Source organism: Okeania sp. SIO3B5, from assembly GCF_010692555.1.
Classification (GTDB): domain Bacteria; phylum Cyanobacteriota; class Cyanobacteriia; order Cyanobacteriales; family Microcoleaceae; genus Okeania.
In genome coordinates this window covers 1-5,015 of record NZ_JAAHHG010000646.1, presented here as the reverse complement: position 1 = coordinate 5,015, position 5,015 = coordinate 1, and the positions used below count along the sequence as shown (strand labels likewise).

Annotated in this window: 5 protein-coding genes and 1 pseudogene; 4 read left to right on the top strand and 2 right to left on the bottom strand. The window is 37.0% G+C overall.

The window, feature by feature from the left end; genetic code table 11:
- From F6K54_RS40115 to F6K54_RS40100, 4 genes and pseudogenes are all read left to right on the top strand, one after another.
- Positions 1–577 (top strand): annotated as a pseudogene (locus F6K54_RS40115) (hypothetical protein); the annotation flags it as partial.
- An 882-nt stretch (positions 578–1,459) separates the two neighbouring features.
- Positions 1,460–1,750 carry a hypothetical protein gene (locus F6K54_RS40110; RefSeq protein ID WP_293089935.1) on the top strand — a complete coding sequence of 97 codons (291 nt, stop codon included), beginning with the start codon at positions 1,460–1,462 and terminating at the stop codon, positions 1,748–1,750.
- A 473-nt stretch (positions 1,751–2,223) separates the two neighbouring features.
- Complete coding sequence (locus F6K54_RS40105; RefSeq protein WP_293089933.1) at positions 2,224–2,448, top strand: hypothetical protein; 225 nt, start codon at positions 2,224–2,226, stop codon at positions 2,446–2,448.
- Positions 2,449–2,689: 241 nt separating this feature from the next.
- Positions 2,690–3,556 carry a NifU family protein gene (locus F6K54_RS40100; RefSeq protein ID WP_293089931.1) on the top strand — a complete coding sequence of 289 codons (867 nt, stop codon included), beginning with the start codon at positions 2,690–2,692 and terminating at the stop codon, positions 3,554–3,556.
- 145 nt (positions 3,557–3,701) lie between these two features.
- Here the strand turns inward: F6K54_RS40100 and F6K54_RS40095 are convergent, their stop codons facing one another.
- Together F6K54_RS40095 and F6K54_RS40090 are read right to left on the bottom strand one after the other, a co-directional pair.
- Positions 3,702–4,070, bottom strand: coding sequence for a transposase (locus F6K54_RS40095; RefSeq protein WP_293089929.1), 369 nt, complete (start codon positions 4,068–4,070; stop codon positions 3,702–3,704).
- A 110-nt stretch (positions 4,071–4,180) separates the two neighbouring features.
- Positions 4,181–4,504 carry a hypothetical protein gene (locus tag F6K54_RS40090; RefSeq protein WP_293089927.1) on the bottom strand — a complete coding sequence of 108 codons (324 nt, stop codon included), beginning with the start codon at positions 4,502–4,504 and terminating at the stop codon, positions 4,181–4,183.
- Positions 4,505–5,015: the final 511 nt, after the last annotated feature.

The window sequence follows — 5,015 nt, the reverse complement described above, 5'->3', positions numbered from 1 at the left end:
AATAGAAACATATCAACGGGGGTTACTAATATTTACCTCAGATAAACACCCGCAAGAATATGCCATATTACAGAATAATATCGCGATCGCTTATCTCTCGATGACTCTATCTCCAGAAAGAGAAGGTATGCGACAAGCAATGGCAGTACAATCATTTGAGGAAGCATTAAAGGCAGTTAGCCTCATCGAATATCCCAACGAATACGCGATGTTGCAAAACAACCTGGCTAATGCCTTGCAATACCTCCCCAGTCTGCATCCAGTAGATAATAATTTGCGAGCATTAACTGCATACAATGAAGCTTTGAAAGTCCGTACAGCAAAAGATACACCATTAGAGTATGCAGCTACTATCTCTAATAAAGCCAATGTGCTATATAACTTACCAGATAGTCCGAAACATCCAGAAGCAGGAAATCAGCAAAATCTACTCCAGGCAAAAATGCTCTATGAAGAAGCTCAAGCAATTTTTTGTCAGTATAGCGAAGTAGAAAGAGCAACAATAGTTTCCGAAGCATTAGCAGCAGTAGAAAGCGAACTATCAATTTTTGATTTTGACTCAGCAGTTACCGAATAATTAATAATTAATAATTAATAATTAATAATTAAGAGCTGATAGTTCATAATTACTCATTCAATAATTCACGCCTTGAAGCCTCCTCTTGGATAGGCAGGGTCTATTTATTGTCACTAGAGAAAAATTGATGGGGAGATGGGGAGATAGGGAGGTGGGGGGATGGGGGGATGGGGAGATGGAGAGATTTGTATATTTGCACAATTAAATGTATTTCTAACTTAATATTCTAGGCGCGACAATGAATTAGCCCTGCCTTGGATAGGGGATAAAATCAAAAAAAATCCTTTTAGTCAATCCCATGTGTTTTAAGAAGAGGTAATTATTAATTGCTAATTGCTGAATACTAGATAGGAGAATAAACAAAATGAGCGGTCTAATTACCGTTTTCAATACTCTGATTACAGACTTGGAAGCTATAGAATTAATAATTAATAATTAATAATTAATAATTAAGAGTTTATAGTTCATAATTACTCATTCAAGAATTCACGCCTTGAAGCCTCCTCTTGGATAGGGGATAAAATCAAAAAAAAATCCTTTTAATCAATCCCATGTGTTTTAAGAAGAGGTAATTATTAGTTGTTAATTGCTGAATACTAGATAGGAGAATAAACAAAATGAGCGGTCTAATTACCGTTTTTAATACTCTGATTACAGACTTGGAAGCTATATAATTAATAATTAATAATTAATAATTAATAATTAATAATTAATAATTAAGAGTTGAAAGTTCATAATTACTCATTCAAGAATTCACGCCTTGAAGCCTCCTCTTGGATAGGGGATAAAATCAAAAAAATTCTTTTAGTCAATCCCATGTGTTTTAAGAAGAGGTAATTATTAGTTGTTAATTGCTGAATACTAGATAGGAGAATAAACAAAATGAGTGGCTTAATTACCGTTTTCAATACTCTGATTACAGACTTGGAAGCTATACCAAGCTTTCAAATTTTTATCAGTGACTTAGTTACTGGAGAAATTACTCTACTAACAGCAATATTCTGGCTAGGACTTGCTAGCGGAATTTCGATTATAGCTGGTGCTATTGGTGGAATATGGTTAGCAAGAAAAGATTTAGGTTATAGTCTGGCTGCCATGATTGGTGGGTTGTTTGGCCCTGCTGGTGTAATTCCGGCAGTTATTGTTGGGTTGGCAATTTTAAAATTTGTTTAGGTTTGAGTATTTGTTACAAGTTTCAAACCATGCAATGAATGTATTCGTGACACCCTACAATAACAAGATCAAGTTGCACTGATTAACATAATAAAGAGGCGTTGCTGAATTGAAGTATGAATGCGCGATTGTTTAGTTCTGGTACACGCCCCCTAAATCCCCCAAAATTGGGGGAGTTTTAGAGTTTTATTCCCCCCACGCATTGGGGGGCTAGGGGGGCCAAATCATACCCAGAATCAGCAACGCTACATAAAAAAAGATGGCATACTCCTCAGGAGTCATCTTAAGATGACTTAAACTATTAGCCAAGGATTTCAATCCTTGGCTTGGCGAGCTTGGCGATCCATGTTATCCGCCAAGAAATAAATTTCTTGGCTCAAAGCAGAAGTCATCTAAAGATGACTAAAGATAGCTAATTTATTATGGCTAATTAATGATACTTGATATAACAGTAGAAAAAAGGAGAAACAACTATGTTAGAAGTCGGTTGGTTTAGCACCAAATTATTACTTAAAGGAAAACTATTACGAAATCCATTTTATTTTTTCAAACAAGTAACTATAGCTACTTCTTTTGGTGCTTTATTACTAATAGCAATGGCAAAAATGGGAACAACACTATTGCTTCCAATTATTGTCTCTAGTCTGGTAACTGGAATCTCTATGCCATTTTTGCTGAAAGATATAAAGTTGCAATAGACATCTACAGAAAAGTAGGGAGTAGGGAGTAGGGAACCCACCCCTCGCCCCTCCCCCTCCCAGGAGGGGAAGAATTGATAATTTATTTGGGATAATTGATTTTATTTTTTATTATTGGAGATGTCTAATAGGAAGAAAAGAATAAAAATGACCAAAAAATAGAGAAAAGAGAATTCCGTATTTTTAAGCCTCCCTATTACAGGAGGTACTGATAACTGATAACTGATAACTGATAACTGAAGTGACTCAAGCCAAACTTCCCTTGCAAGACTCTGTGAGTTTAGAATCTCTAGTATCTGATATTACTCACTTTGAGCAGGCGATCGCTCATTGGGATGAAAATCAAAAGGTAGTGGTTGAAGGGTTGAAAAATGCCATAGAGGCATTACACAAAGAAGCTTTAATCCGATTAATTCGTAGTGTTAAACAGGAATCTATGCCAGCATTGCGTCAGGCAGTGCAAGATGAAGTAGTTTATAGTCTACTGCGCTATCACGAATTGATTAAACCACCTATGCCTTCTCTAGAAATTAGGATTCAACAGGCATTAGATGAAGTGCGTCCCGGTTTGCAAAGCCATAATGGCAATGTAGAATTAGTCGCCATCAAACTACCGGATACGGTGGAAGTAAAATTAGTGGGAAACTGTAGTAATTGTCCTGCTTCAACCTTAACCATGAAAGAGGGAGTCGAGCAGGCAATTAAAACCCACTGCCCGGAAATCAAAAATGTGGTTTCGGTTAATACTCTAGTTAGTGGAAAAGCAAGCAATACTATTGCGAGTCCCTTTGTTGCACAAGAAGAAACAGGTTGGGTTGCTTTAGCAAATATTGACCAGATACCGAAAGGTGGTATTTTAGCTGTTGATGTGGATGGGTTGAAATTAATTTTGACTCGTGTTGGTAATGATATCATTGCCTATCGTAATAGTTGTAGTCATTTAGCTAAACCTTTAGATGAAGGAGAAGTAATAGAAGGTATTCTCACTTGCCCATTTCATAACTTTAAATATAACTTAGCAACTGGAGAATGTTTAACAGCTCCAGAAATGACCTTGCAACAGTATCCGGTAACTATAAGAGGCGATCGGGTTTTGATTCAGTGTTAGGAGCATAAGCTAAGACGCATTTAAAATGCGCCTTAGCAAGTCAGAAGGTTAGAAGTCAGCAGTCAAAAGTAATAGGGATTGTACTTTTAATTATTACTCTCCTGATTAAATCTCAAATAATTACCAGATAAAGGTAAGTGCCTTTTTAGGTATTGAAAAAGTACATGGTTTTCAGCTCTTGATGCTCATGCATGGAGCGCATTTTTAGCGCATAGTTGGGCAAAAAAATTCTCCCCTTGAGATGAGTTTGGTACTTAGCTTTACGTTTGTTATATAGTTGATTGACGCTTTTTAGTGGCTTCCCGTTAATCAGCAGTGGTTTGACACCAGGCTTATTTGTAGCTAGAGCAACTAATCTATCAATCCCTAAATCTATTCCTGCTACATATTTAGACTCTATCCGTTGTTGTTCAGTTTTTTCATAGACAACTTCAATTACATAGCAGCCAGTTGCAGGTACTATCCTCACTTCAACTACAGACTCAACCACTACAGGTATTTTGATATCACTCATAGATAAGTGGCAAATACCGTCCTTTAGTGGTGCTTTATATACAGACTATGCATGAGTAGATAACTACATTTCGGCCTTTGGTTTTGTCCTTATACTTTGGTATTTTGGGTTTACCTAGAAACCTTTGTGGATGTGCGCGACCATTCTTTGATAGCTTGAAAATAGCCACGCCAAGTTGCAACCAAGCATTTTATTATTTGTTTTGAGACTTTAGTTGGCAAGGCTCTATAAGCATCCCTATCTTTGGTGGCGTGGTACAGTTTAGTTAGATCGAGACTTTTACCAGTCGTGAAAAAATGCTGACGACAGTGATAGTTAGCCAAGTTATACAGGTTTTTTGACTTAAAAGCTAACTCATCACATACCCGCCAATACTGATGTGTTCGTCTAATTATATGTCTGTCAACAACAATCAATTGTGTACTAACCCTCAAATTTTGCTGTAGTCACCTGTGACTACTATCATGGTCAAAATCATTCATTGCCTAAATTTACGCTTTCTATTAACTATTTAATATCACAATACTTTTCTACATTTGACAACTGTTTTCTACAGTTTAAGTTTAACAGTTAATTACCCTATTTCCGCGTCTCCCCGTCTCCCCCTCTGGTGTGTCCTCAAGAACCCGCTCCCCTACTCCTTAAAAAAGACTTTTGAGCGCAAACCCGAAGTAGGAGTCAGGAATCAGAAATTAGGGGGAAAAAAATTTATAAAGATTTGGTAATAGTGAAGATGGAGAATATTTTTATACCAAATTAAACAGATTTGATATTATTTAATTCTTATTTCCTCAGAAATAGGTAGTCCTGCATGGTAATGGTGAAGATATATATTTTTTAATTTCTCCCACACTCCCCATCTCCCCATCTCCCCATCTCCCCATCTCCCCATATCCCCATCTCCCCATCTCCCCATCTCCCAATCTCCCCATCTCCCCATCCCCC